3 protein-coding genes and 1 pseudogene are annotated in these 2,990 nt (G+C 55.5%); all 4 read left to right on the forward strand.

What is annotated here, in order from left to right:
• Nucleotides 1-140 (forward strand): annotated as a pseudogene (locus Q0C28_RS14040) (IS481 family transposase); the annotation flags it as partial.
• Nucleotides 141-587: 447 nt separating this feature from the next.
• Nucleotides 588-1,280, forward strand: coding sequence for a winged helix-turn-helix domain-containing protein (locus tag Q0C28_RS14045; RefSeq protein ID WP_293576761.1), 693 nt, complete (start codon nt 588-590; stop codon nt 1,278-1,280).
• Nucleotides 1,277-1,594 carry a hypothetical protein gene (locus tag Q0C28_RS14050; protein ID WP_293576762.1) on the forward strand — a complete coding sequence of 106 codons (318 nt, stop codon included), beginning with the start codon at nt 1,277-1,279 and terminating at the stop codon, nt 1,592-1,594. The genes Q0C28_RS14045 and Q0C28_RS14050 overlap by 4 nt, the downstream gene beginning before the upstream one ends.
• A gap of 237 nt (nt 1,595-1,831) precedes the next feature.
• Nucleotides 1,832-2,647, forward strand: coding sequence for an ATP-binding protein (locus Q0C28_RS14055; RefSeq protein ID WP_293576763.1), 816 nt, complete (start codon nt 1,832-1,834; stop codon nt 2,645-2,647).
• Nucleotides 2,648-2,990: the final 343 nt, after the last annotated feature.

The following is a 2,990-nucleotide window of genomic DNA, read 5'->3' on the forward strand; positions in this document are numbered from 1 at the left end:
CCTCAGACGACCGCGCCGCCGATCTGCCCGTCTGGACACATCTCTACAATTGGCACAGACCACACGCGGCCCTAAAATCAAAACCACCAATCAGCCGGTTACGATTAAATCGGAACAACCTATTGAGGCTCCACACCTAGAGCCGTTGGTTGTCCATGTCCCGCCATTGGCCGTTTTGCCAATCACGGACCGGGACCAGCTTTGCGTCTCTGGATCCCAGGTCTGGACAACATTACGCATGTATCCGGTACCATTGCTGCGCAAAACCTCCGTTTGTGTGACGCGGGTATTACCGTCTCGGGCGACGGACGTCGTTGCTTGCGAGGTGACACCGTTTGGGCCGACAGTCGTGCGCTCCGACCGCCAGTCTGCATTTGAAGCGCTCACGCTCGATAGCAGAATCACGCTTGATAACAAAAGAAACTTCATTTCCATTCTCCTTGGCGAATTTGTGATGCGATCCTTTTGGCAGCCCCGATTTGCCCGTGGATGTCTGGCGCATTTCATATTGTGACGTTTTGTTAACGCATGCTCATGGCCACTGGCTTGGAACGGGGGTGCTACTGTATGACTACGGAATGCAAGCCATGCCGCGCATATTCCTCGTCGAGGACGATCCTGAGATCGGACCGCTAACACAAAAGCAACTCTTACGAGAGGGCTTTGATGTGCGGCTGGCCAAGGACGCAGCAAGGCTGGATGCGCTGATGGTCAAGGAGCGACCTGATATGGTGATCCTTGACCTGATGTTGCCGGGTGAGGATGGCTTCTCGATCTGTCGCAGATTGCGGGCTACGTCCGATGTCCACATCCTGATGTTGACCGCGCGAACCGATGAAATAGACCGCGTTGTCGGGCTGGAGCTGGGCGCGGACGACTACCTTGGCAAACCATTCAGCATGCGCGAATTGGTAGCGCGGATACGCGCGGTCTTGCGCCGAGGCGTCTCTGACAGGCACCCAGCCAATGCAACGCTGCACTTTGGCGACTTTCATGCCAACCTTGATCGCCTGCAGTTGCGGCACGACGATCAGGAGATCGTGCTGACCTCGGGCGAGTTTGCTTTGCTGCGGGCTTTTTTGCAAAACCCGGGTCGGGTACTGTCGCGCGATCAACTGATGGACATGAGCCAGGGTCGGGTCGCTGATAGCTTTGACCGCACAGTTGATGTCCAGATCAGCCGATTGCGCACAAAACTGGGCGAGAACCCGCGCGATCCTCGGATGATCAAGACCGTGCGCAACGTAGGCTACATCTTCACATCCGAGGTCCGGCGGTGAAGCGGATTGGGTTTGGTTCATTTGCCCGGCTCGTTGCCATTTTTGCGCTTTTCCTGTTGATCTTGCAGCTGTTTCTGGTCTGGCTTTACACCAATGATCGTGCAGATGGCGATCAACCGGGATACCGTTTTTCGCTGCCGGAACGAGTCGTGGCCATGGCGCAGCTGATCGAAACATCAGACGACCCTACCGCCTCTTTGGTTGCACTGAACGGCCCTGATCTACGGGTCGAAATCACAGACCTTCGGATCAGCGATCTGGCCCCCGCCGCACACCGCATGGCGGCGATCGACCAACTGTTTGAAGATAACTAGACCCTGCTGCAGGGGCGCGAAGTTGCCGTGTTTGCCGCTCTGCCTGATCAAATCACCGAAAACGAGATTCGGATTGGCGATCGCTCAATCTGGACCAGGTATCCGATGCGAATTGCGCTGGAACTCAGGGATGGTACCGCGATGATCGTGGAAACCCGTGATGATCTGTTGACGCAGGTCTATTCGGTTCCATTGGGTTGGTGGTCGGGCATCTTTGCCTCTGTCGCTGCTTTGATCGTGCTGTTTGCCTTGCATGTAGAAACCCGACCTCTGGTGCGGTTGGCTCAGGCTGCCGAACAATTCGGACGTGACGGCAAACCCAAAGACGTCCCTCTTGGCGGATCGCAAGAGGCCCGCGCGCTAATTGCTAACTTCAATGCAATGCAAGCCAAGATCGATGATCTGTTGCAACGGCGTGGCGTCATGCTGGGCGCACTTGGGCATGATTTGCGAACGCATCTGACCCGGCTGCGGCTGAAAATCGAAGACACGCCTTGCGACAACAACGACATCAGCATCATGCGTAATGTAGCTCAAATGGAACGTGTGTTGGAAAGCTGCCTTGATTTAGGCAGGCAGTCGGTTTCGAACCGCCTGGAGGCTATTGAACTGCATGGCTTCACGGCCGCGGTCCTGTCGGACTATGATAAAGACGCCGTCAACCTGCATCCCGGCGGCGAAGTTTTTGCGACAGCAGATCCTGCCGCGCTTGAGCGTATTGTGACGAACCTTGTGGATAACGCCTTGAAGTTTGGCACCAAGGCTGAAATCTCCATCGGCCCCAACCCTCCAACAATCACTGTCACAGACGATGGCCCCGGCATTTCGGAAGCAGATCACGAAAGGGCTTTTAGGCCATTCGAAGTGGCAACAGATGCGCGCACACAAGACCAAAGCGGCAGTGGTCTTGGCTTGACGATTTCAAAGATGCTGGCCGAAGCACAAGGCGCGAGTCTTGTTTTTGGGCAGGGCAAAACACGGCGGCTTGTCTGCAGTCCTTCAGTTCCCAGTGTCATGATGTCAAGATTTGATTGCTGCGATCGTTTCAATTAACCAGCAAACCTACTATGTTTCCGCACACTGCGCGAATGTCCGGTCTGCTCGCTGCGCGGCGGCATTGAAACCAATACATTTTTAAAGAATTATCTGCTGCCAGCGCACGCAGCAAGACTTTAGCACTTCCGCTATGAGCTCTCTGCCGCCATCGGAGCGACCGCAGCATGTTCTTGGTGGGTCCAGATCGCGGCGATGAGGTCGGCCCTTTTGTATATACCGGCTGCTGTTCGCAAGTGATTTCTCGCATGTTCTCGGAAGTCGCTCATATGTATCCGGCCTACTGATCGACACGCGGGTCGTGGCCTTGTTGGGGTTACGCACGCGCCGTGATCTCATTACC

The organism is Phaeobacter sp. (assembly GCF_022825805.1).
Classification (GTDB): domain Bacteria; phylum Pseudomonadota; class Alphaproteobacteria; order Rhodobacterales; family Rhodobacteraceae; genus Phaeobacter.